This is a genomic window from Longispora sp. NPDC051575, from assembly GCF_040681875.1.
Taxonomy (GTDB): Bacteria; Actinomycetota; Actinomycetes; order Mycobacteriales; family Micromonosporaceae; genus Longispora.
In genome coordinates, this window is record NZ_JBFAZP010000001.1 from 127,418 (window position 1) to 149,847 (window position 22,430).

The following is a 22,430-nucleotide window of genomic DNA, read 5'->3' on the forward strand; positions in this document are numbered from 1 at the left end:
GGTAGGGGGCAGCGGGCCGGCTCTGGCGGTGCTTCGAGTGCGCGCGGCCCGGTTAAGATCATGCCGGGGCCGGCGCGGACGCCGGGCGGCTTGACGGTGTTCGTCACAGGGGCGGGGGGAGTTCGGCATGGCGGGCCTTCCGGTCCTGGATCGCATGCGGCCCGGGGACCACGTCTGCTGCACCTTCACGACCGATTCCCAACGCCTAGACCTGACGGCCGCGTACGCCGACGCGGGGCTCCGCGATGACCACAAGATCGTCGTGTTGTCCGACGCGTGGACGCCCACCCAGGTCCTGGACGGGTTGGTCGCGCGCGGGGTGCCGGCGCGGGCCGCGGTCGCCTGCGGTCAGCTCGAGGTCCGTTCGGCGGACGACTACCTGCCCGGCGGGGAGTTCGACCCCGCGGCCAGCATCTCCGGCTGGAGAACACAGGCCGAGGCGGCGGCCGGCGCGGGCTTCCTCGGGTTGCGCGTCCTGGGCGACATGGCCTGGGCGGTCCGACCGGTGCCGGGCGCTGACCGCCTGGCCTGGTACGAGGCGCAGGTCAACCGGGTGTTCGCCGCCGGCTACGCGATGGCCATGTGCCTGTACGACCGGCGGCTGTTCGACCCCGCGCACCTGGACCTGATCGCGTCGGCGCATCCGGGCACCCACCATGCCGGCACATCGGAACCGGGGGTCGTGGCGCCGTTGATGCGGTTCGGTCACACCGCGAGCCCGCCCAGGTTGGCGTTGTCCGGTGAGGCCGACGTGTCCAACCGGCACGCCCTGTCCGCCATGCTCAACGCCCTCCTGGACGGCGCCGACGCGGCGTCGCCCACGCCGGTGACGGTCGACGTGTCGGGGCTGACGTTCGCCGACGCCTCGGCGGTGCGACTGCTGATCCAGGCCGCTGCCGCCGCCCCCTCGGGCATCCGGCTGGAAGGGTGCACGCCGCCGATGGCGCGCCTGGTCGACCTGGTCGGCGGTCTGGAGTCAGGCGAAAGCGGCCGGCTGGAGATAGTCTTCGGCGAGGGGGTGGCCGCGTGATGGTGACGCCCGCCAGCGCGATCGACGAGAGGCGAGGTGACCTGCGATGAGTTCCGGCCACCTGAGCCACGACGCGTTGTTCTACGACACCGCAGAGGACTTCGCCGCGGCCCTCGTTCCGTTCCTGTCCGAGGGACTCGCCCGCGACCACGCCTGCGTCGTGGCGAGCACACCCGCCAACACAGCACTCCTGCGCCACGCGCTGGGCGCCGACGCCGACGGGGTCGTGTTCCTCAACCGCGACGAGTGGTACCGCAGGCCCGAGACAACGGTCGCCGGCTGGCGGCGACTTCTCGACTCGGCGCTCGCCGACGGCCGCCCGCAGGTCCGCATCGTCGGGGAGGTGCAGTTCGGCGACCCCGGCCGACACCCGACCTGGACGCGGTACGAGGCCGCGCTCAACGCCCTGTTCGTCGGCACCCCGGCGTGGATCGTGTGCCCGTACGACCAGCGCGGCCTGCCCTCGGAGGTCCTCGCGGACGCCCGCCGCACCCATCCGCACGTGTGGACCCCGCGCCGCAACCGCAGCACCCACTACCTCACGCCGGACGAGCTGCTCGCCACGACCCGCGACGCGATGCCCGCCGTCCAGGGTCCGCCCCAGCTGATCCTCGACGTCACCGGCGACGGCGCCGGCCTGCGCCACCAGCTCCGCGAGACAGCGGCGCGGGCCGGATGGTCCAGTACCCCTCGGATCGATGAACTTCTGATCGCCGTCTCCGAGGTCGCGACCGTCGCCGCGCGCCACGGACACCGGCCCGGCACCCTGCGGGTCTGGGCGCACCCCGCCTCAGTGGTCTGTGAGATCGTCAGCACCGCCGGCGCGCCCACCGACGCGCTGCTCGCCTACCGGCCCCCGCCGGCGAGCCCCGGCCAGCACGGTCAGGACCTGTGGATCGCGCACAACTTCACCGACGCGCTCACGATCGACACCAGCGGGGACACCACCAGGGTCCGGCTGGCCATCACCGCCCGGTAGGGCGAGCCGGCCCCACTCGTCGTGGCATCTGGCCGGCTCCGGGCCGGTGGCTGTCGCGCGGCCGGGTCGCACCGGACCGCCGGGCGAGGCAGTTCACGCGTGGAGCGGGCGGGGCAGTTCAGGCCCTGGGTTCGAAGACGCGCACCGTCAGACCGCGGGGCGTGCTGGTCCATCGGGTGCCCGGGAACAGGGTGCGCACGAGCCACAGGCCCCGGCCGCTGGTCTGGCCCGGATCGGGAAGAGTGCTGGGCAGCGTCTCGGGGAGTCCGGGGCCGGTGTCGGCGACCTCGACGGTGAGGCCCTCGCGTCCGACGTGGGTGGTGAGGGTGCCGGTGCCGCCGCCGTGGCGGACCACGTTGACGACGAGTTCGTTGACCGCGAGCACCAGCTCCTGGCCCCGCGCCTCGGCCAGCCCCGCCAGCCGGGCGGCCTCGAAGACCAGGAGACGGGTACGCGCCAACTCGTCAATGGTGAACGGCGCGCTCACGACGATCGGGCCGACTTCGGAGACGAGGCCTGGCGGAGAGGACTGTTCGCCCCGGTCGTTCATGTCCGTACCGCCTCCGAGTCCCGGGCGAGCGCCCGTCCTGACTCTAGTACCCACCCGCCCGCCGCCCAGTCGAAACTTTCCGCGAACCGGTCCACGTTACCCGTTCGGAGCGGCGGGGAGAGGCGTTGCCCGCACGTCCCCAGTTCCCTCTACGCGGTCCCACTCGGATGGCGGGCGGCGGCGGCACTGCCGTCGCCCAGCGTCCGCAGTCCGGTGAGTTCCAGCAGCCGGGCGACGATCGGCTGAGGGTACTCCAGCCGCAGCCACCCACCGCGGCCCTCGGCGACATGCGCGGCGAGGACGAACGCGGTCAGGCCCGTCGCGTCACAGAAGTCCAGCCGGGCCAGGTCCACCACGATGCGGGGCTGATCCAGTTCCTGCCCCAGGGTGGCCAACCGAAGGCGTAGTTCGTCAGAGTTCACGTGGTCCAGTTCCCCGGACAGGTGCACGATGGTCACCAGATCGAAGCTGGCGACCGTGACAGTAAGGGACACGACTGCCTCAAAGAGGGTAGATCTCCGACAAAGGAAGCGACGTCGTCGGTACGCCGGGCGACCCCGGCGACGGACCGATCCGTCGTGCCGTCGAGACCTCACAACAACCCCGCTCACCCCGCGGGTGCGAACGTGGACTGCCCGCCAGCGTACGCCAGGAATCGGCTCCGAGGTCCTTGCCCCGCTGACCGCTCATGTGCCGCAGCCCAAGATCGCCAGTGAACATCCACTCTCCTGGCAGGCGGCTACTCGCTGAGGGCGTCCAGGACTCCGGTGACTGCTAGCACCCGGCGCACCATGCCCGACGCCCCGGTGATGACGACGCCGACGCCCAGGACCGCGGCGGAGCGGCGCGCGGCCATCAGGGTTCCGATGGCTCCGGAGTCGAGGAACACCGTGTCCGACAGGTCGACGACGACCCGCTGCACACCGGCGGTCCGCGCGGCCCGCCCGATCGCCTCGGCCAGCGCGCCGTGTACGGGCAGGTCCACGTCGCCCGCGACGACGACCACGACCTCGCCGCGCACACCTGGGCGCTGGCTCACCTCACCGTTTCGCACGACTCGACACTGTAGTGAGTCCAGCCCCGATCTTCCATAGTTCCGGCGAACATTTGTGACGCTACTCGCACCATATTTCCTCACCCTGTTGCTGGCGTGAATATGCCTTGGTCGCTGCATTATTTCGGTTGCGCGTAGGCGACTATTCCTGCACGCAGGAGGTGGGGTCAGGGAGTTGCGCCCCGGAGAGCGGGTAGGTGTCGCCACCGCCCAGGTGGGCGTCGCGCCGCCGGAACGGTCCTGGCCACTGGCCGGACCTCTGGCCTTGGCCCGCGCCGAGATCGCCGCCTGCGCGGGCACCCGTCGCCCGTGTCGAGACGGGCTATCACTAGCACCTGGACGGCGACGGTCCGGACTCCCATGACCACCTGTGGTGCCTGAGGCACGCGTTACCCGAACCTCACCGACGCCCACCACGGCTGTTGTGCGTCGGGGCGATCGCCGCTGGTTGGACCGTGCTCCGGGCCACACCACTCCCCTACCTGCCGGAACGTCCCGCCGACGTCCCGCCCCAGGACTTCCACCCCTGACACCCGGACCGCCCCCGACATGGCCAGCGGCCCGCCCGTACATGCCCGAGAAAATCTATAGACACTGGAGTAGATATGCATACGGTCAGGTGTTAGCTTTACTCTCGCTGAAGCGAGCAAGAGTCCATGTGGGGTGACAGAGACTAGTTGCCCGTTCGAGTGGATAGGCAGGTCGGGGGCGAAACACCCGGCCGGCCGAGCCGCCCGTCGGAGGAGGGCCGCGTGACCGGTCTGGCCATGTGCCGACCGGCTGCTCGCCATCCTCGACGCGCGTGGGAGACAGCCGAGGTCACACGGGCGGCACGCCGCCAGCCCCGCTCGCACCTACCAGCGGTGTCCGGGCGGGGCGAGGCCTCGGGTGCTCAGCAGACGAGCCTGCCTGGCGTCAGGTGCCCGATGACAACGTCACTCGACTCCTCGGGCGCCGATCCCGGTGACCTCAGGGATCGGGTGTCAGCGGTGGACGTACGCGGCGAGGCCGCCGAACTCCTCGCTGGCGATGAACACCGACCGGACGTTGATGAGCGCCTCTTCGACGTGGTCGGGGCATCCCCAGGCCGCGTCGCCCCAGGAGTCGGCGATCTTGATCTCGGCGGGTTCGGCGCAGCTGGAACCGCCTCCGAGCTGGCATTGCTCGGGGTGCGGCAACGTGGCCTGCGCGGCGGCGGCGGCGCGCAGCTGAGTGGTGAGTTCCGCGGCGGCCGTGGCGCGACGCTCGGCGGCGGCCCGCAGTTCCTGTTCCGCTCGTACGGCCCTGGCCAGGTCGTCGTGGGCCGACCTGGCGAGCGCTTCGGCGGTTCGTTGTGCCTGTTCGCTGTGGTGGCGTTCGATGGCCAGGGCTGCGGTGCCGGCGAAGAGGCGGGTGAGGGCGAGGTCGGTGTCCTGTGGGATGCGGGGGGTGCGGTGGTACATGGCGAAGGTGCCCAGTAGTCCGCCGTCGCGGGCCAGGATCGGTGTGGACCAGCAGGCGGCCAGGTCGGCCCTGGTGGCCAGGTTCTTGAAGTCGGTCCAGAGGGGGTCGGTGGTGATGTCGGTGACGATGACGGGTTGGCGCCGGTGGGCGGCGGTGCCGCAGGATCCGACGCCTTCGCCGGTGGCGATGCCGTCGATGGCCTGGTTGTAGAAGTCGGGCAGGCTGGGCGCGGCGCCGTGTCGTAGGTGCAGGCCGTCGGGATCGGCGAGGAGTACGGAGACGAGGATCTCCTGCGGGGCGAGGTTCTCGATGCACCGGGCCATCCCGTCGAGTACCTCGGTGAGGGGCGCCTGACGGGCGATCTGCTCCAGCAGGGCACGGTGCTCGGCCATCAACCGTTGGGCATGCTTGACCTGGGTGGTCTCCACTCCGATCATGCGGACCCCGGTCACGTGACCTTCGGCGTCCCGATACGGCTCGAAGGTGAAGTCGAAGAACGCCTCCCGCGCCTGGGCTCCGGCGTCCACAACGACCTGGACGTCGCTGGAGGTGCGGGGCTCGCCCGTGCGGTAGACCTGGTCCAACAGGGCGATGAGCCCCTGCTCCGCCAGATCTGGCATCAGGTCGACGAGCGCGACCCCGGTGCGTACCCGTTCCTCGCCGAAGGTGGTGACGAACGTCGGGTTCGCTGTCTCCACCAGATGCTCCGGCCCCGCGAGCGAGGCGAAGACCGCAGTGGATGGGCCGAACAACGACCGCAGGTCCTCCTGGTCTTCCTGTCCGGCAACCGCCGGCTTCCCAACGGTCGGCCGCTGGCCTGATACCGCTGTCATGGTGTCGCCCGCCTCTCAGCCGCTATGCGTGGATGGTCGAACGGGGGCATACGTACTTGGTTCGTGGCCAACTTTCAGGCCTCGTGAAACCGGAGGGAGACCCGGGACGGGTCCCCCTCCGGAGGTCGGAGTCCTCGGTCCAGTCAGGTGAAGATGCTGACTCCACCCGGACCGACCAGCAGGCCGACCACGATCAGGACCACGCCCCACAGCAGTTGGCGCCGGAACAGCGCGACGATGCCGGAGACCACGAGCACTACAGCCAACAGCCACAGGATGAATGTCATGGTCGTACTCTTCCCGAATCCATCCGGCCGTAAACACGGTTAACAGTGGCTGCCCCGTCGAACCGTGTGCAGCCCGAACCCCCGACGGGACGAGCCCTCCTTCTGTGGACGGGGAGTGACCCCGGTCGCGTCGGACCGGGCGCCCAGCCGGCGATCTCAGAGGGCGAACGACCAGACGCGCCTACGAGGTCGGCGACCCGTCGAATGGTTTTGTCAGGGGTGGGGGTTAGCCTGCCCGGACAGGATCGTCCCAGGACCAGGAAGGTGTCATGAAGCTTCTCCTCACGGACTCGGGCGTCAAGAACGCGAGCATCCGCGACGCACTCGTCGACCTACTCGGAAAGCCGATCGCCGAGTCCGGTGCCCTGGTCGTCCCGACGGCGTTGCACGCCCAGAAAGGCGGGGCCGTCCTGGCGGCCCGCGCGATCAGCGGCGACCTGGCGCCCATGGCCCAACTGGGGTGGAAGTCCCTCGGGGTCCTGGAGCTCACCGCGTTGCCCAGCATCGGCGAGGAGCTCTGGGTCCCCCTGGTCCGGGAGGCCGACGTCCTGCTGGTCCAGGGCGGCGATCCGATGTTCCTGTGCCACTGGATGCGCGAGTCCGGCCTGGCGGACCTGTTCCCCACGCTCCACGACACCGTCTACGTGGGGCTGAGCGCCGGGAGCATGGTGATGACCCCGCGGATCGGGCAGGATTTCGTCCGCTGGAACCCGCCCGGGGGCGGCGACCGGACCCTGGGGGTGGTCGACTTCGCGATCTTCCCGCACGTGGACTACCCGGGCATGGCGACCAACACGATGGCCCACGCCGAGAAGTGGGCCGCGACGATGCCGATGCGGGCTTACGCCATCGACTGCGAAACGGCCATCAAGGTGATCGACGGAGACGTCGAGGTCATCTCCGAGGGCAACTGGAGGCAGCTCAACCCCTGACGGGGCGCGCGGCGGATCGGCGCCTCCGACCCCGGTGGCGACGTCACGTCCGGTGTCGTCGCGTTCCACGATCCCCGAGCGCGCTGGCGCCATGGTCGGTGCCGGGTCGGGGCGGGTGCGCGAACAGGTCGACCAGGTCCTCGTAGCGCACGACGCACAGCGCGCCGACCAGCCCGGCGGTGGACGCGACCAGTACGCCGCCGAGCGGCGTCGGCCCGTCGCCGAGCACGGCCGCGCCGAGGCCGGCCCCCGCCGCCGCCAGCAGGATCAGGTTGCGGACCACGTGCCGGCGGGTCAGGGGCGTGTCCGCCGCGCCGAAACACCGGCACACGGCGCCGGTCCTCGCCCGCACGGCCCGCCACACGGCCAGGGTCAGCACGGCGAACAGCGTCGCGGCGAGCGCCTGACCGGCCACGACGGTCGTGGGCACCGCCAGCAGCACCGGGACGACGGCCTCCGCGGTGACCGTCGCGACCGCCGCCACGGGAGTCCACCTGCCGGGCACCAGGCCGAACGCGGGGATGGTCGCCGCGAACCGCCGGAACGCGGCCCGGCCGCGCACCTTGCCCGCCACGGACGTCAGCAGGACGAGCCCCACGAGCACCCGGGCCGCCACGGCCACGTATTCCATTGGTTCTCCCTATCGGATCGGTCGGACCACGACGCCGACGAGCGCGTCGGCCACGACGTAGCCCAGGCTCCGGGAGTCGTGGCTGCGACCGGGGTTGTCGCCGAGGACGATCAGCCGGCCGGCCGGCACGACCTGTTCGTCGACGGGGATGTCCGGCGGCACGGGATCTCCGGGCACGGCGACGGCACGTTTGACCAGCAGTCCGCCGGTCGGGTCCTGGGGATCGGCGGAGCCGGCCGTGGCGAACACGACGACGTCGCCCCGGCGGATCCGGCCCAGTCCGGTGCGCCGGACGAGGAGTCGGTCGCCCTGGTCGTAGGTGGGACGCATGCTCGGGCCGTGGACGGTGACGACCAGGAGGCTGGCCCGCAGCATCCAGCCGGCGGCGCCGAGAACCGCCGCGAGGAGGACTGTCACGACGGCGGGGATCACGGCGACACGTCCTGGTAGCCGGCCGCCTGCGTCCGGAACAGGCGCGCGTAGCCCGCGTCGGCGGCGACGAGTTCGTCGTGGGTGCCGTGTTCGGCCACCCTGCCCTCGGCGAGGACGACGATCGTGTCCGCGTCGCGGACCGTGCCGAGCCGGTGGGAGATCAGCACGCTCGTGCCGTGGGCGCGGTGTTCGCGCAGGCGGCGGTGCACCTCGTGTTCGGCCTGCGCGTCGAGTCCGGAGCTCGGCTCGTCGAGGATCATCAGGTCGCGCTGGTCGCGCAGGAACGCCCGGGCGAGGGCGAGCCGCTGCCACTGGCCACCGGACAGCAGTACCCCGGTGTCGGGGTTCTCCCGGTCCGACTCGTCGACGAACATCCGGGACAGCCACGTGTCGTACCCGTGGGGAAGGGTGTCGATCGTCGGGTGCATTCCCGCCCGGTCGGCCGCCGCCACGATGCGGGGCCGGTCGTCCAGGGCGGTGACGTCTCCGAGGCCGATGTTCTCGGCGACGCTCAGGTCGTACGCCATGTAGTCCTGGAAGACCGCGCCGATGTGTTCGCGGAACTCGGCCACCGGCAGTTCCCGGAGGTCGACGCCGTCCCACAGGATGGCGCCCCGGGTCGGGTCGTAGAAACGGCAGAGCAGCTTGACCAGGGTACTCTTGCCCGCTCCGTTGAGCCCGACGAGCGCCGTGGCCCGCCCCTGGGGGATGAGGAGGTCCACTCCGCGCAGCACCCACGGTTGGTCCTCGCCGTAGCGGAACCACACGTCGCGCAGCTCGATCCCGGTCCGCAGCCGGGGTACCGGGCCGGATCCGGTCGCCACCACCAGGTCGGGGACCGTGGCCTCGATGTCGCGGTAGTGGCCGAACAGCAGCATCGCGTGGTGGGCCATGCCGATCCGGTGGGCGATGCCCTGTGACGCGAGCTGTACTCCGGCGACGGCGGCGAGGAACACCGAGACGTCCCCGATCGACTGCCGGCCGGCGGCGGCCAGCAGCACGGCCCAGACCAGCCCGCCGCCCGCGACGGCGGCGGTGAGGCCCGCGAGCAGCCCCTCGGTGCGGGCCTCGCGCCGGTCCTGCCCGGCGATGGCCGCGTTGGCCGCCGACAACTCCACGAGCATCCGGCGGCGGAACAGGTCGCCCAGCCCGAGGAGCCGGATCTCCTGGGCGGCGGCCAGGCTCCCGAGCAGCTCCGCGTAGAAGTACTCCCGGCGCTCGTGGGGCGAGATGCTCCACAACACGTCGGCCCGTGACCGGCCGAGCCGGAGCTGCGCCCAGAGGGCGGGGGCGGCCGAGGCGACGACGACCGCGGCCATCCACGGGTTCACCACCAGGAGGGTGCCGAGGAAACCGACCATGGTCAGCGCCGACTGCGCGACGCCGAGGCCGTCGTCGACGAGGCGGCTCGGGCCCGACCTGCCGGCCTGCTGCGCCATCCGGAGCTGGTCGCGGAAGGCCGGGTCCTCCAGCCGGCCGATGCCGGACAGCCGGTTCATCGCCTGGTACAGCCGGTCCATGGAGAGCACGCCCACGACCCGGTCCAGTCGGGCGCGCAGGTACTGCCCGACCACCGGCAGCAGCCCGCCGAGCAGTCCGACCGCCGCGAGCCCGACCGCCACCGGGAGCAGCGACCACCGGTCCCCCGCCGCGCCGCCGTCGAGCCGGTCGAGCAGGACCTTGGTGCACCAGGCGGCGGCGACCGGGAGCAGCCCCGCGACGGCGGTCACGGCCGCGTACCCGAGCACGACGCCGCGCCCGGACTCCCAGGTGAGCCGGGCCGCGGCGGCGAGATCGCCGAGGACGCGCCGGCCCCCGACGGCCACGGTCATGAGGCCGGGACCGGAACCGGGAGCGCCTCGATCTGGTACCCGCTCGCCACCACCACGCCGTCGTCGACCAGGCACAGCGCCGGGTAGCCGCTGACGCCGAAGGCCTTGTTCACGGGTCCGTCGTCGGTTTCCACGACCACGTCGGCCACCGGGCGCAGGCTGGTGAGGAGGTCCGCCACGTCGGCGTCGGGGCCCACGGCGACGGCCAGCACCCGGCCGTCGAAGCTCCGGGCGTACTCCAGGAACTGCGGCAGCCGCTCCTTGCACGGCTCGCACGTCGGCGAGAAGAACCCGACCAGCGTCGGCCCGTTCAGCGTCGCGTCCGTCACCGTCGTGCCGGTGGTGGTCGTCGCCGCGAAGGCGCCGATCGCGGTGCCGGCCGCGAGCATGATGTCGCCCTGGTGACCGCCCGCCACCTGTTCGAGGGTCCGGGTGTGTTCCCGTAGCCGGCGGATCACGCCGAAGGTGAGGAAGAGGTTGAGCGCGGTCAGGAGGCCGACGAGGATGACGGCCGCTGCCAGGATTGCCATGCCAGTGCTCCTTTGCTCGGGGAGCGGCGGCCGCCACCGGGGTGCCGGCCGCCGCGGAGATCACTAGCAGTGGCGCGTGGTCCGGTAACAGGATCCGCAGAACGTCTTGCACGCCCCGTTCGTGGAGCAGTGCTTCTCGTACTGGTAGTTGCCGCTGCAGTAGCAGTACTTGTAGAACGGGTCCGGCGGGCAGCCCGCACCGACGTTGGCCTTCGGTACGAACGCGCCCAGCAGGCGGTCGCTGAACGTTCCCAGCATCGCGCGCATGCGTCGCTCCTTCCCTCGGGTGCCGTGGACGACACCGACCGTGGAAAAGCTAGGTTCGACGACAATGCATGTCAATGCGAGGACAGGCGGGTTGTTAGCGAGTTGTGAGCGCTCCGGGCGACCCTTTCGGTGGACCACTCCGCCGCCCCCGCTTGGCCTCGCCACCAGGTAGAACCCTCCACCACCCCACGGATCCGCGCGCTCCGACGGCACCGACGCGCCGGCCGTCCGCCTCGCCCGCCGTGGGCCCGGAGCACCATGGGCCCGGACCACCGCCCGGGGTCACCGCCCGGCGCGCGCGGGTGGCTCCAGACCGTGCGGCCGGTCGACGCCCAGCCCGGTACCCACCTTGGGCCACAGGTCGTCCAGCCGCTCCCGGACCCGGGGATCGCCGGCGGCGGCCAGTTCACCGATCAGGTTCTTCGCCTGCTCGGTGCGGCCCACGTCGATCAGCCAGCCGATGTGTTGCCACCGCGCGGTCGGGTCGCCGGACTGGGCCGCGTCCTCCCACATCGGATCGATCTCCCCGGCCCGGCCGCGCAGGAGCAGTACGTCGCAGAGTTTGAGGCGCGCGGCCGAGTCGCCGGCCCGGATGGCGGCGCGGCAGTGCTCCTCGGCCTCGGACAGTTCGTTGCCGGCGATCAGGAGGTCCACCAGTTGCTGCCGGCAGCGGTGGTCGCCGTCGGCCGCGCCGGCGGACAGCTGGGCCTCGGCCTCCTCCGGGCGGGCGGCGGCGAGGTACAGGGCCGCGAGTCTGCGCCGGGCCGGAGCCTCGCCCCGGGCCGCGCCGTCGAGCAGGACGCGCTCGGCCTCCTCCGGGCGCTGGGAGCCGAGTTCGAGGTCGGCGAGCTGGACCCGCGCCTCCGGGTCGCCGGCGGCCACGGCCCGGGCGAGCAGTTCCCTGGCGCCCCCGACCCGGCCGGTGCGGGCCAGGAGGCTGGCGTGCTGTCGGCGGGCGGGCAGGTGACCGAGGGCCAGTGCCCGGGACCAGGCCGACTCGGCGGCGGCGATCTCCCCCGCCCGTTCGAGGCAGGCGGCCAGGTGGGCGTGGGCGTCGGGCACGTCCTGCCGTACCGCCTCGCGCCACAGCCGGGCCGCCTCCCCGGGACGGCCGCGCGACTCCAGGAGTTGCCCGAGCCGCAGCCAGGGCACAGGGTCGGCCCGGTCGAGCGCCGCGCGCCACAGCCGTTCGCCGTCCTCGACCCGGCCCTGGTCGGCGAGCAGGTCCGCGAGCAGGTCGCGGGCGGCGGCGTGCCGGGCGGCGAGCGGGCCGAGGAGCGTTTCGGCGTCGGCGGCGCGGCCGTGCGCGGCCAGGTGGTCGGCGAGCCGGAGCGCGGACCTCACGGAACCCCGGTCGCTGGCGGCCGACCACAGGCGCTCGGCGTGCCCGTCGTAGCCGCGGTTGTACGCGCTCTCCCCGGCCCGGTGCGTGTCGTCGAGTTCGGCCAGCTCCTCGCAGGCCAGCCAGACGGAGGCGGGGACCGGGTGCGCGTCGCGGGCCGACGCGCCGTGCTGGAGGAGGTAGTCGGCCAGGACCAGGCGTCCGTCGGCGGACGGGGCCAGTGGTGCGACGGCGCCGTACACCCGGGTGGTCGCGTGCCGCAGCGCGGCGGGCAGCCACTGCGCGGGGGTCCGGTCGGCCTCCACCTCGGACAGGTACCCGGCCGCCGCGTCCCGGAGGAAGTCGCGGCCGAGCGGGGCGCGGACCCCGATCCGGGCCGCGTCGACGGCGGCGGTGATCACGGCCCAGCTGTACGGATCGGGCGCGTTGTGCCACCGGCTGGCCAGTTCCCGCCCGAGCGCGAGCACCTGGGTCAGCTGGCCCGGCTGGGTATGCAGCGCCTCCTGGACCCGGGGGTCGCGCTCGGCGACCGTGCGGGCCGCGCGCAGTTCCCGGGCCGAGAACCGGTCGGGGATGTCGATCAGGGTGGCCCGGTTCAGCAGCCGCACCTGGTGCGCGTACTGGTCGTGGGCGCCGTCCTCGGGCAGGGTGGTGATCGCGACCCGTTCGGTGGCCGACAGGGTTCCGATGACCAGGACCCGCCGGTGCGTGTCGGCGAGCAGTTCGAGCAGTTCCACGCCCTGGTCGGGCTGGTCTGCCAGCAGGGCGCCGACGCGGTCCAGCCACACGACGGTGCGCGGCGGGCAGGTCAGGGTCCGGAGTGCCTCCAGGCTGCCGGCCTTGCGCAGTCGCCAGCGGCCGACCCTTTCGCGCAGCACCTCGTAGGCGAGCCGGGACTTGCCGCTGGCCGCGCCGCCGACCAGGAGGACGATCCCGCCGTCGGCCGTGGCCTCCGTGACGGCCCGGTCCAGGGCCGCGTGCGCGTCCCGCCGGACGTAGCCGGGCAGCGCGCCCCGGGGTGTGGTCTGGATGCCGAAGTATCCCGGCAGGGCGCGCCGGACCCGCAGGTCCACCCCGGCGACCGGCACGAGGGTGGGCTCGCCCCGGCCCGCCAGCACCTGCTGACCGAGGCTCAACAGGACGGCGGAGGCGATGGCCGCCGCCCAGCCGGGCCAGGGCAGTTTGACCGCCGTGGCGGCCGTGCCGGCCGCGACGAAGAACAGCGGCGTGTACCGCCACCGCGAGCGCCACCAACGGGCCAGCACCGTGGCTACCAGCTGAAGATCTGCTTGAGCTTCGCCGTGGCCGAGCGGACCACGTCGGCGGACTTCTTGAAGCCGTTGCGGTCGAGGAAGTCCGCGACCCGGTTCTTGGCCTTCGCCTCGTGCCGCTCGCCGTCCCCCGTGATGACGCGGTTGCCCTTGTCCGCGTCGTCCTTGTTCTTCTTGAGCTTCTTGCGTTGCTTGCGCATCCGGTCGACCTCGTCGCGCATCGCACCCGTCAGGGCCGCGTTGCTGCGGGTCAGTTGGGCGATCTGCTTCTCGAGGTCCGCGACGCGCTGCTGTTCGCGGGCGGTGCGCTTGTTCTGGCGCTCCACGGCCTGGGCGGCGGCCTCGCTGACCGCGTTCTGCCAGGAGCGGATGGTGTCGCCCGGCAGGTTGGCGAGCACGGCATCGAGGAGGCCGAACATGTTCCAGCCGGTCAGCGCGTCGTAGGCGATGATCTGGTCCAGTTGGAACGCCGGGGTGCCGGACCCGTGCCGCAGGTCGCGGAGGAACGCCGCCCGGGCCTGCTGCACCGCCTCCTGTTCCTGGGGGCTGGCCGGGCCGAGGGTGGTGGAGATGTCCACCGGTTGGGTGACCCCGTCGACCTCGACGTTGAGCATCGACAGCCGGTTGAAGCCGATCACGATCCGGTTCGCGGGCACCCCGCAGTCCAGGAGCACCTTGACGGTGCGCAGGGTGGGCAGGCTGGCCGGGCGCGGCGGGGTGGTGATCACGATGAACCCGTGTGCCCGCTCCACCTGTCGGCGGTACATGTCGCGGTACTCGCGGTCGCGCTGTTTGGAGTCCCCGAAGCCCGGCAGGTCGACGATGTCGATGTTCTCGCCGCTGGCCCGCCACTGGTACAGCTGGTCCTGCGCGGTGCCCCGCTCGTAGTGGCCGACCGCGCTGACCTGCGAGCCGAACAGCGTGTTGATGGTGGTGGACTTCCCGACGCCCGTCCCCCCGCAGATCAGCACGCACGGCTTGCGGTCCGTCGGGAAGCCTTTCCGGTAGTCGTCGATGACGTCCGACCAGTCGGTGCCGCCGGCCATGAGCCTCTCCTTGTCCTCGGTGCGGTCACCGCTTCCGGCGGGTGACCAGGGAGTCGAGCGACGCGGCGACGAGCCGCCCCAGGTTCCACCCGGTACGGGCGTCGTACGGCAGCAGTTGGGCCACGGTGACGCCGCTGCCGGGCACCCCGGCCAGGAGGTCGCGGGCGACGGCTCGTCGGAGGCGCTCGATCACGGCCAGCGACTGTTCGTCGGGCTCGCCGCGGGTGGGCAGGCGCAGCGGCGTCATGCCCTCGCCGGTCTCCACGTTCACCGTCTCGATCCGGTTGAGCCCGACCACGATGCGCCGGGGGGCGAATCCCCCTCGGATCACGTCCTTGACGACGCGCAGGGTCGGCATGCCGGCGGGGCGGGGCGGCGCCGCGATCAGCAGGACCCCGTCCACTCTGGACGCCTGGTGCCGGTAGACCGGACGGTTGCGGTGGTCGTGCGCCTTGGAGTCGCCGAGGCCCGGCATGTCCAGCAGTCGGATGCGCCAGCCGTCCAGCGTGTACAGGTGGCCCTGGACGGAGGTCGTGCCCCGCGAGACGTGGCCCACGGCCCCCGCCCGCCGGCCCAGCAGGGTGTTGATCGTGGTGGTCTTGCCGGCGCCCACCCCACCGCCGACCATGAGGGTGATCTCGCGCCGCCAGGGGCGGCCCGGGGACAACCGGCGCAGGGAGTCGCGCACCGCGGTCAGGTCGACGTCGACTGTCTCCATGGCGCACCTCGCCAGCCCTGTCGGGAGGCGCTGCCGGGCCGGCGCCAGGGACCGTCAACCTAACAAGGGACCGCCGGAGGGGCCTATCGGGAAACCGACATCCGGGTACCTACGTCAGCGCGGCGACGGCGCCCCAGGTCGCGAATCCGAACAGGACCGTGCCGGCCGCCGCGCCCGTCACGGCGCTCTGGGTCAACCCCGACACCCTGCTGACGGGTACGGAGGCGAGCGCCACCACGGTCAGCAGCGCGCCGAGCGCGTACAGGGACGGGCTCCGCAGCACCGGGGCCATCGGCCAGAAGTGCACGCCGACCACCAGGCAGATCCACGGCGCGAGATAACGCTGCCGCCCCCACAGGGCGATCCCGGCGGCGCCCAGGGCGGCGATCCCGAACTCGACGCCCACGATGATCCCGTACTGCCGCATGGCCCCCGGCTCGCCGAGCGCGGAGCCCGTCGACCAGTTCCGCCACGCGACGACCGCGCCGACGGCGGCGACCAGCAGACTGGCCACCGAGCCGGCGGTCAGCGGGGCCTTCCACCGGGTCGGCGGCCGTTCCTGGGCCCAGCCGAACCAGCTGGACGCGAAGAAGCCCAGCACCGCCGCGGTCATCGCGCTGTCCCGCAGGTACGACATCTCCGACCCCCATCTGTTGATCTTGTTCAACAGGCTACAGGGGGCCGTCGGCACCGTTCCGGGGAGCCGGTCGCGTCCCGGCCGCCGGTCACGGCAGTTCGAAGCCGCCCAGCCGCGCGTGGTACTCGTGCCCCATGTACTCCGAGTCGCTGCCGACCAGCAGCCCCCCGGGATAGGCGACCAGCGCCTCCACCCCGACCCCCCGGTCCTTGGTCGGGTTCCACGGCAGCGCCTTGCCCGTCTCGGGGTCGATCGCGCCGATCCCCACCCGGGGCACCGCGCCGGGACCCTGGCTCTTGTTGCGCCCGTAGGTGTTGTCCAGCCACTGCTGGTGGCCGCCGACGTACACGGCCGTGCCGGTGACCGCCACCGACAGCAGCGTGTTGCCGCCCGTGTGGTTGACCCAGGTGGGCGCGTGCAGGCCGTCGCCCTCGGTCTCGAACCGGGCGGCCGTGTCGCACAGCTTGTGGGGTTCGTTGAGGTGCCCGCTGGTGACGACGACGAAGTACGAGCCGTCGGGGGCGAAGTCGAGCCCGCGCAGGTACGTGCTCGGCGACCAGATGCACGCCGAGTTCTGGTAGGCGTGGGTGTTCCAGCCGCGCAGTACCGGCAGGTCCTCCGACACGTCGACGAGCGCCAGGTTGTACCGGTCCTCGCCCTCGACCCGGGTGAACGACCCGTCGATCAGCAGCTGGGTGTCGTCCTCGGAGACGGCCATGTGCTCGACCCGGACCAGTCCGCCGGCCGGCCGCTCCAGGCCCAGTTCGAAGCCGCGGTCGGGCGCGCCGGTGGTGGCGTCGAGCCGGGCCAGCGCCGCGCGCCACACCCCGGAGATCTTGCTGAACCAGCCGGAGACGTACAGCCGGTCGCCCCGGGACACGAGGTTGTGCACCTCGCCGTCGGCGATCGTCCCCGCGAAGTCGGTGCGCACCGCGCCGGTCCGGATGTCGAGGCGGGCCAGGCCCCGGCGTTCGCCGCCGTTGACCGTGGTGAAACCGCCGCCCACGTACACGGTGCCGTCGGCGCCGGCCGCCAGCGCGTACACCGTGCCGTCGAGGTCGGGGGCGAAGTCGGGCAGGATCTCCCCGGTGCCGAGCCGGAACGCGAACACGTGCCGGCGGTCGAGCACCGCCTGGGAGAACGCCGTGCGGACCTGGGTGAAGTCCCCGCCCACGACGGCGATGTCGCCGACGACCGCGATGGCGAACACCGTGCCGTCCAGGACGTGCGGGGTCCACCGCATCGGGCGCTCGGACACCACCGAGGACTGGGCCTCGTCGGCGGTGGCCGGGCAGGGGGCCAGCAGGGCGGCGAGCGCCAGCGTGGCGGCGGTGAGCGCGCGGGGCGCGAGCCAGTCGCGATAATTCACAAAATGTACTTTATGCGAAGAGTCCTAGGGAGCGTCGGAGCCGCGCCGGGAGACTACGGGCGCACCGGCGGGGCCCGACTCCCCGGGCACCGCGCGTGACGGCGGACCGGGCGCGCCGGACACCGGGGCCGGGTCGCCGGGCACGCCGCCGGTGGACGCCGGGCGGGCGGGGATCAGCAGGGCCAGCGCCGCCCCCACGAACACGATCCCCGCGCCGAGATCCACGGTCGCCTGGACGCCCAGCACCTCGCCGAGCGTCGCCCCACCGAGCGCGCCGAGCAGCCCCGCGCCGGACTGCAGCGTCAGATACAGGGCGGAGACCCGGCCGAGGACCTCGTCGGACGTACACCGCTGGAGGTGGGTGTCGATCTCCACGAAGGCGCAGACCGCCGGCGGCCCGAACAGCGCGAACAGCACGCCGGCCGCGAGAACCCCCGGCGCGTTGAACGCCGCGAGGAACACCACGCCCAGGACGCCGAACGAGACCGCCAGCGACCAGCGGAGCGGATACCGGCCCACGATCCGCCGGCTCAGCGGCGCGCCGACCACGAAACCCAACCCCAGAGCCCCGAGCAGCAGTCCGAGGGTACGGGAGTCCGCGCCCAGCACCCCGCTCGTGTACGGCACCAGCAGCGCGGTCAGCACCGCGTTGCCCAGGAAGAAGGCCCCCGCCGCGCCGAACACCGCCGGCAGCCCGGCCGTGCGCCGGACGTGCCGCCAGCCCGCCGCCAGCTCGGCGCGGAACCGCCCGAGCACAGCGCCCTCGGCACGCGGCGGCCGCGCCGGGTCCGGCGTCCGGATGCCCGCGATCAGCACCGCCGACACCAGGTACGTGGCGACGTCGATCGCGACCATCCACCCGAAGCCGACCAGGACGTAGAGCGCGCCGCCCAGCGGGGCGCCGACGAGGCGGACGACGCCCCGGGCCAGCGCGCCGAGCGAGTTGGCCGACACCAGGGCGGAGCCCCGGCCCACGAGGGCGGGGACGAGCTTCTGCCGGGCCGGGACGAAGAACTGGCCAATGGCGCACTCCAGGGCCAGTACCAGGTAGATCAGCCAGACCAGGTCGGCGCTGCGGACCGTCAGGAGCAGGGCCACCGCGCCCGCCCGGAGGATGTCCGCGCCGATCATCACCAGTCGGGGGCTCCACCGGTCGACCAGCACCCCGGCCAGCGGCCCGACGAGCACGGCAGGGAGGGTCTCGGCGACGACGGTCAGGCCCGTGGCCAGGGCGGAGCCGGTGAGGTGCCAGACGAAGTACGGCGCGGCGATCACCAGCAGCCAGTCGCCCAGACTCGACAGCACCAGCCCGCCGAGCGAGAGCCGGAAATCCCGGTACCGCAACGCCTCCCACATGGCAGAACTCCCCCGTCGTTAGCACTCTCGTGTCGAGAGTGCTAACCATGCCACCCGGTTGGCGCGCGGACAAGACCCGACGGGACCGTGAACTGCGATGGATAGCGCGGGTTCGGAAAAGTGTTCTGAGTTCGCCCGAATCGCAGCCGGACATCGGACAGAGCCAGTCCGGCGACAACCGTCCATGATGGACTGTGTGGCCGGCGGGTCCGGAACCGTGCGGCCGCGCTCCTGGTTGAGGGGATCAGGGGCACGGCCGTACGCTGGACGGGAGCCGCCGAGCCGGCGAACCACGGATCCACGCAGCCGGCGGCGTCCGGCCCTCCTGCCCGACGGGGCTACCGCAGAGCGCTGATCGCGGTGGCGATCGCGGTGATCAGGGTGGCGATGGCGCTCAGAAGGCCGATGACGTGGCAGGGCGTGCATCGGTCCCAGATTCGGTGTGGCCTGTTCGGCGTGACGCTCATGGAGACTTCCTTCCAGGTACTCGGCGGATCGGTGGCTGGGCCGGAGGACGGGAACGCCGGCCGGGCGGATCCTGACCGCCCCAGCCGACGAGCAATGGACCCCTGGCCGCGCCGGTCCCGCTCCGACCGCCGCTCTCAGGTGTGCGGAGGCCGGTCAGGTGGGGTGCGGTCGTGTTCGGGGCACCGGTACCCCCGTCCCCCGCACGCGGAGCAGGTGGTGATCACCCCGCCTGTCCCCTCACATTCCGCGCACTCCAGCAGCGGTCTGTTGCATCCGATCCGGCGGCAGTTCATACCCGGCCCCTTTGCCCTCGCCGTTGGTGTCCTACCACCAATCTGGCGGTCGACCGGGCCGGCGGCCATGCCGTGCACCGGACACTTTCGCTGCCATATGTGGCCGGTGGCACCGATAGGGTGGGACACGGGGGCGAAGTCACCACACAGGAGGATCAACCGTGGCCAACACATTCCGGGAGTCGCTGCGCGAGTTCCGGAACCGCGCGGAGATCACCCAGGAGGACCTGGCCCTGCGCTCGGGGGTGAGCGTCCGCACGATCCGGGGGATCGAGCGCGGCGAGCGCACCAACCCCCGTGCGGACACCGCGCGTCAGCTCGCGGACGCGTTGCACCTGTCGGCCGACGAGCGCAGGGAGTTCTTCGCCCTGGCCGCCGGTCCCGAACTGGTCGACCCCGCTGGCGACGGCCCGGCCGTCCCGCCACGCCCCGCCGTGCCCCGGCAGGCGCGACAGCCCGACCATCTCGCGCTGGCCGCCGAGGAACTCGCGACCGGCGTGGGGATCCGGTTGCGTCGCGAGTACGAGCACCAGCAGATGCACGATCCGTTCCCGTTGCCGGTCCGCTGGACGCGGGTGCACGGCGAGGTCAGCGACCACCTCGACAACATCGACGCCCCGACGACCGGTGACCGCGCGAACCAGGTCGACCTGGTCGGCGACTTCAGCGAGATCACCGAGCTCTACCGGCGGTTGCCGACCGGCAGACTGGTGGTGCTCGGGCCCGCGGGCTCCGGGAAGACGATGCTGGCGACGCGGATGACCCTGTCCCTGCTCGAGGACCGCGAGCGGGCGCACCCCGTCCCCGTGACCGTGAACGTCGCTTCCTGGGATCCCACCAGGACCCGGTTCCGCGACTGGCTCAGCGGGTCCCTGATCCGGGACTACCCGGGCCTGGCCCGGACCACGCCCGGCGGCCTGACCCTGTCCGCCACCCTCGTGGGTACCGACGCGATCCTGCCGGTGCTCGACGGATTCGACGAGATCGCCCCGGGTCTGCGCGGCCCCGCGCTGCGGGCGCTCAACCGGGCCAAGCTCCCGATCGTGCTGACCAGCCGTCCCGCCGAGTACGACGAGGCCGTCAGCCTGGCCGACGTGCTCACCGCCGCCGCCGTCATTCGCCTGGACACCCTCACCCCGGGCGACGTGGCGCACTACCTGCCCCGCGCCACCCGCAGGAACCTCGGCTCGGCGCCCGGGGTCGACGCGCGGACGGTGTGGTACCCGGTGATCTCCGAGATGACGGCGGAGGGGCCCGGCTACGCCGGAGGGAACGTCGCCACGGCGTTGCGTACCCCGCTGATGGTCTCCCTCGCCCGTGCCGTCTACAGCGACACCCCGGGCCGGGACCCCGCCGACCTCCTGGACACCGGCCGGTTCCCCGAGTCGACCGACATCGAGGAGCACCTCCTCGCCAGCTACGTGCCGACCATGTACACCGACCGGCCCGCGACGGGAGCGCACCGCGACTTCGGCCTCGACCACGTTCTGCGGTGGCTCAACTATCTCGCCCGGCACGGAACCACCCGGCACGAGTCCGGCATCGCGTGGTGGGGACTCGGCAGCACCGTGCCGATCTGGGCGCGCGCCGTCCTCGTCGGGCTCGTGTGCACGGTCACCGTCGCGCTCACCGTGATCCTCGTCGGCGTGCCCCTGTCCCTGATCGCGTACGGCGCGACCGAGGAGAGCTTCACGAAGGCGGTATCGCTCCAGTCCGTCAGCGGGCTGCTCAACGGGGTGGGCGCCGGAGTTCCGCTGGGGCTGCTGTACGGCCTCGTGCACCGGTTCCGTGGACCCACCCCGGTGCCGTCACGCGTCCGCCTGCGGCTCGGGCGGGGAAGGCACCCCGGCGCGATCCCGCTCAGCCAGGTCCGCACCAGAATGGCCACCGCGTTCGCCGGTGGCCTCGCGCTCGGCGCGGCCATGGGACTCGTGATCGAAGCGGTCACGCGGACAGCACTGGTCCCCATCCTCCAGGCGACGGCCGCGTTCGGCGGCGTGTTCGCGGTCGCCGCGGCCGTCGCCGTCGGATTCGTCTCCTGGTTCGAGTCTCCCGCCGACGCCGACGCCGCCGCGAGCCCCGTCGACTCGCTGAAGGCCAACCGCGACGCCGTGCTCACCCAGATGCTGATGGGCGGGCTGACCTTCGGCCTCGTCGTCGCGGTGGGCACCTACGCGGTCGAGGACGTCACGCTCCCCGTCCTGCGCATTCTCGCCTCCCGGCTGACGAACGGCGAGTTCTCCTACTCGGGCGACCCCACACACGGCGCCGGCACCGGCATCGTCAGCGGCATCGTGGCCGCGTTCGCCTATGCCATGATCCTCACCGCCTGGGGACAGTGGCTGATCCTCGCCAGACTGTGGCTCCCGCTCACCGGACGTCTGCCCTGGCGGCTGCTCACCTTCATGGAGGACGCGTACGACCGTGGCGTCCTGCGCCGCTCCGGACCCGTGTGGGAGTTCCGGCACGAACGGCTCCAGCACCACCACGCCCAGACCGGACCGGAACCCGCCGGGAACCACAGCCACGATCCGCCGGTCGGAGCCTAGGACCCGGCGCCCCGGTCCACCTGGGACGGGATCGCGGCGTGCGCGGCAGCCAGCGCCAGGTACCCCTCGGCGTTGGCCTTGATCAGTGACCGCTCGTCCTCCGTCAGCTCGCGGCGCACCTTCGCCGGCACCCCCGCCACCAGCGACCCGGCCGGCACCCGCATGCCCTGCGGCACGACCGCCCCGGCGGCGATCAGCGAACCGCTCCCGATGTGCGCGCCGTTGAGCACGGTGGCGCTCATCCCGATCAGGACGTCGTCCTCGACGACACAGCCGTGCAGGACGGCGTTGTGGCCGACGGTGATCCGGTCGCCGAGCACGGTCGGGAAGCTCGGGTCGGCGTGCAGGGTGCAGTTGTCCTGGATGTTGGTGTCCGCGCCCACGGTGATGGCCTCGGAGTCGCCGCGCAGCACCGCGCCGTACCAGACGCTCGCGCCCGCGCCGAGCGTGACCGCGCCCAGGACCACGGCGGTGGGGGCGACGTACGCCGTGGGGGCGACGTCGGGCGTGCGGCCCGCGACGGCGGCGATCAGTGGGGTGGTCATGGTGCTCCATCCGGGGTGGGGTGGGCCGCGCGCGCG

Annotated in this window: 22 protein-coding genes; 4 read left to right on the forward strand and 18 right to left on the reverse strand. The window is 72.5% G+C overall.

Annotation, left to right across the window (positions count from 1 at the left end):
- Positions 1 to 127 precede the first annotated feature (127 nt).
- Together AB0M43_RS00540 and AB0M43_RS00545 are read left to right on the forward strand one after the other, a co-directional pair.
- Positions 128 to 1,030 carry an MEDS domain-containing protein gene (locus AB0M43_RS00540; protein WP_363719728.1) on the forward strand — a complete coding sequence of 301 codons (903 nt, stop codon included), beginning with the start codon at positions 128 to 130 and terminating at the stop codon, positions 1,028 to 1,030.
- A gap of 46 nt (positions 1,031 to 1,076) precedes the next feature.
- Entirely contained in the window at positions 1,077 to 2,009 is a 933-nt protein-coding gene (locus AB0M43_RS00545) for a sensor histidine kinase (RefSeq protein ID WP_363719730.1), read from the forward strand.
- A 118-nt stretch (positions 2,010 to 2,127) separates the two neighbouring features.
- Here AB0M43_RS00545 and AB0M43_RS00550 read toward each other — a convergent pair whose 3' ends face one another.
- The 5 genes from AB0M43_RS00550 to AB0M43_RS00570 all read right to left on the reverse strand — a co-directional run bounded on the left by AB0M43_RS00550 (position 2,128) and on the right by AB0M43_RS00570 (position 6,176).
- Positions 2,128 to 2,559 (reverse strand): ATP-binding protein, encoded by a 432-nt coding sequence (locus AB0M43_RS00550; protein WP_363719732.1) that lies wholly within the window; start codon positions 2,557 to 2,559, stop codon positions 2,128 to 2,130.
- Between the two features lie 149 nt (positions 2,560 to 2,708).
- On the reverse strand, positions 2,709 to 3,053 hold the full coding sequence (locus AB0M43_RS00555) for an anti-sigma factor antagonist (RefSeq protein ID WP_363719735.1): 345 nt from the start codon (positions 3,051 to 3,053) through the stop codon (positions 2,709 to 2,711).
- A 245-nt stretch (positions 3,054 to 3,298) separates the two neighbouring features.
- Positions 3,299 to 3,613 carry an STAS domain-containing protein gene (locus AB0M43_RS00560; RefSeq protein ID WP_363719737.1) on the reverse strand — a complete coding sequence of 105 codons (315 nt, stop codon included), beginning with the start codon at positions 3,611 to 3,613 and terminating at the stop codon, positions 3,299 to 3,301.
- 983 nt (positions 3,614 to 4,596) lie between these two features.
- The gene (locus tag AB0M43_RS00565; RefSeq protein ID WP_363719739.1) at positions 4,597 to 5,754 is read right to left on the reverse strand and encodes a GAF domain-containing protein; all 1,158 of its coding nucleotides are present in this window, start codon (positions 5,752 to 5,754) and stop codon (positions 4,597 to 4,599) included.
- Positions 5,755 to 6,032: 278 nt separating this feature from the next.
- Positions 6,033 to 6,176 (reverse strand): GPGG-motif small membrane protein, encoded by a 144-nt coding sequence (locus AB0M43_RS00570; RefSeq protein ID WP_363719741.1) that lies wholly within the window; start codon positions 6,174 to 6,176, stop codon positions 6,033 to 6,035.
- 269 nt (positions 6,177 to 6,445) lie between these two features.
- Between AB0M43_RS00570 and AB0M43_RS00575 the strand changes: the two genes are divergently transcribed.
- Positions 6,446 to 7,108, forward strand: coding sequence for a Type 1 glutamine amidotransferase-like domain-containing protein (locus AB0M43_RS00575; RefSeq protein WP_363719743.1), 663 nt, complete (start codon positions 6,446 to 6,448; stop codon positions 7,106 to 7,108).
- A gap of 43 nt (positions 7,109 to 7,151) precedes the next feature.
- On the opposite strand, the gene AB0M43_RS00580 is transcribed toward AB0M43_RS00575, so the two are convergent.
- The 12 genes from AB0M43_RS00580 to AB0M43_RS00635 form a co-directional block, all read right to left on the reverse strand.
- Positions 7,152 to 7,739 (reverse strand): MauE/DoxX family redox-associated membrane protein, encoded by a 588-nt coding sequence (locus tag AB0M43_RS00580; RefSeq protein WP_363719745.1) that lies wholly within the window; start codon positions 7,737 to 7,739, stop codon positions 7,152 to 7,154.
- A 9-nt stretch (positions 7,740 to 7,748) separates the two neighbouring features.
- A complete protein-coding gene (gene lepB, locus AB0M43_RS00585) occupies positions 7,749 to 8,171 on the reverse strand; it encodes a signal peptidase I (RefSeq protein WP_363719747.1) in 423 nt (140 codons plus the stop codon).
- Complete coding sequence (locus AB0M43_RS00590; protein WP_363719749.1) at positions 8,168 to 10,003, reverse strand: ABC transporter ATP-binding protein; 1,836 nt, start codon at positions 10,001 to 10,003, stop codon at positions 8,168 to 8,170. The genes lepB and AB0M43_RS00590 overlap by 4 nt, the downstream gene beginning before the upstream one ends.
- Positions 10,000 to 10,533: a TlpA disulfide reductase family protein gene (locus AB0M43_RS00595; RefSeq protein ID WP_363719751.1), complete on the reverse strand. Its 534-nt coding sequence runs from the start codon at positions 10,531 to 10,533 to the stop codon at positions 10,000 to 10,002. Before AB0M43_RS00595 ends, AB0M43_RS00590 begins: the two co-directional genes overlap by 4 nt.
- Before the next feature lie 63 nt (positions 10,534 to 10,596).
- Complete coding sequence (locus AB0M43_RS00600) at positions 10,597 to 10,800, reverse strand: hypothetical protein (protein ID WP_363719753.1); 204 nt, start codon at positions 10,798 to 10,800, stop codon at positions 10,597 to 10,599.
- Positions 10,801 to 11,082: 282 nt separating this feature from the next.
- Positions 11,083 to 13,407 (reverse strand): hypothetical protein, encoded by a 2,325-nt coding sequence (locus AB0M43_RS00605; RefSeq protein WP_363719755.1) that lies wholly within the window; start codon positions 13,405 to 13,407, stop codon positions 11,083 to 11,085.
- 5 nt (positions 13,408 to 13,412) lie between these two features.
- The gene (locus AB0M43_RS00610; protein ID WP_363719757.1) at positions 13,413 to 14,459 is read right to left on the reverse strand and encodes a GTPase; all 1,047 of its coding nucleotides are present in this window, start codon (positions 14,457 to 14,459) and stop codon (positions 13,413 to 13,415) included.
- A gap of 25 nt (positions 14,460 to 14,484) precedes the next feature.
- Positions 14,485 to 15,177, reverse strand: a complete 693-nt coding sequence (locus AB0M43_RS00615) for a GTPase (protein ID WP_363719760.1) — start codon at positions 15,175 to 15,177, stop codon at positions 14,485 to 14,487.
- A gap of 109 nt (positions 15,178 to 15,286) precedes the next feature.
- Complete coding sequence (locus AB0M43_RS00620; protein WP_363719762.1) at positions 15,287 to 15,814, reverse strand: hypothetical protein; 528 nt, start codon at positions 15,812 to 15,814, stop codon at positions 15,287 to 15,289.
- A gap of 88 nt (positions 15,815 to 15,902) precedes the next feature.
- Complete coding sequence (locus tag AB0M43_RS00625) at positions 15,903 to 17,183, reverse strand: delta-60 repeat domain-containing protein (RefSeq protein ID WP_363719764.1); 1,281 nt, start codon at positions 17,181 to 17,183, stop codon at positions 15,903 to 15,905.
- A gap of 24 nt (positions 17,184 to 17,207) precedes the next feature.
- A complete protein-coding gene (locus AB0M43_RS00630) occupies positions 17,208 to 18,539 on the reverse strand; it encodes an MFS transporter (protein WP_363719766.1) in 1,332 nt (443 codons plus the stop codon).
- A gap of 338 nt (positions 18,540 to 18,877) precedes the next feature.
- A complete protein-coding gene (locus tag AB0M43_RS00635) occupies positions 18,878 to 19,006 on the reverse strand; it encodes a hypothetical protein (RefSeq protein WP_363719768.1) in 129 nt (42 codons plus the stop codon).
- Positions 19,007 to 19,461: 455 nt separating this feature from the next.
- Between AB0M43_RS00635 and AB0M43_RS00640 the strand changes: the two genes are divergently transcribed.
- Complete coding sequence (locus AB0M43_RS00640) at positions 19,462 to 21,849, forward strand: helix-turn-helix domain-containing protein (protein ID WP_363719770.1); 2,388 nt, start codon at positions 19,462 to 19,464, stop codon at positions 21,847 to 21,849.
- On the opposite strand, the gene AB0M43_RS00645 is transcribed toward AB0M43_RS00640, so the two are convergent.
- On the reverse strand, positions 21,846 to 22,394 hold the full coding sequence (locus AB0M43_RS00645) for a gamma carbonic anhydrase family protein (RefSeq protein WP_363719772.1): 549 nt from the start codon (positions 22,392 to 22,394) through the stop codon (positions 21,846 to 21,848). The two genes, AB0M43_RS00640 and AB0M43_RS00645, sit on opposite strands and share 4 nt — an antisense overlap.
- Positions 22,395 to 22,430 lie beyond the last annotated feature (36 nt).